At 49.9% G+C, this 677-nt stretch carries 1 rRNA gene; it reads left to right on the top strand.

Annotated elements, in window-relative coordinates:
* A 23S ribosomal RNA gene (locus tag C9J51_RS19350) occupies positions 1-677 on the top strand; the annotation flags it as partial.

The raw sequence follows: 677 nt of genomic DNA, 5'->3' as shown, positions 1-677 counted from the left end.
GGCTCAGACAGCCAGGATGTTGGCTTAGAAGCAGCCATCATTTAAAGAAAGCGTAATAGCTCACTGGTCGAGTCGGCCTGCGCGGAAGATTTAACGGGGCTAAGCTATACACCGAAGCTGCGGCAATGTGAATTTATTCACATTGGGTAGGGGAGCGTTCTGTAAGCCGTTGAAGGTGCATTGTAAAGTGTGCTGGAGGTATCAGAAGTGCGAATGCTGACATGAGTAACGATAAAGGGAGTGAAAAACTCCCTCGCCGGAAGATCAAGGGTTCCTGTCCAACGTTAATCGGGGCAGGGTAAGTCGACCCCTAAGGCGAGGCCGAAAGGCGTAGTCGATGGGAAACGGGTTAATATTCCCGTACTTCTTATAATTGCGATGGAGGGACGGAGAAGGCTAGGTGAGCCTGGCGACGGTTGTCCAGGTCCAAGTATGTAGGCTGATGAATTAGGCAAATCCGGTTCATCTTAAGGCTGAGATACGATGTCGAGCTACTACGGTAGTGAAGTCATTGATGCCATGCTTCCGGGAAAAGCTTCTAAGCTTCAGGTTATAAGAAATCGTACCCCAAACCGACACAGGTGATCAGGTAGAGAATACCAAGGCGCTTGAGAGAACTCGGGTGAAGGAACTAGGCAAAATGGTACCGTAACTTCGGGAGAAGGTACGCTCCTAGC

It is taken from the genome of Photobacterium iliopiscarium, assembly GCF_003026395.1.
GTDB classification, from domain to species: Bacteria; Pseudomonadota; Gammaproteobacteria; order Enterobacterales; family Vibrionaceae; genus Photobacterium; species Photobacterium iliopiscarium.
The sequence above is the reverse complement of the archived record's forward strand: the minus strand, read 5'-3'. Positions and strand labels throughout refer to the sequence as shown.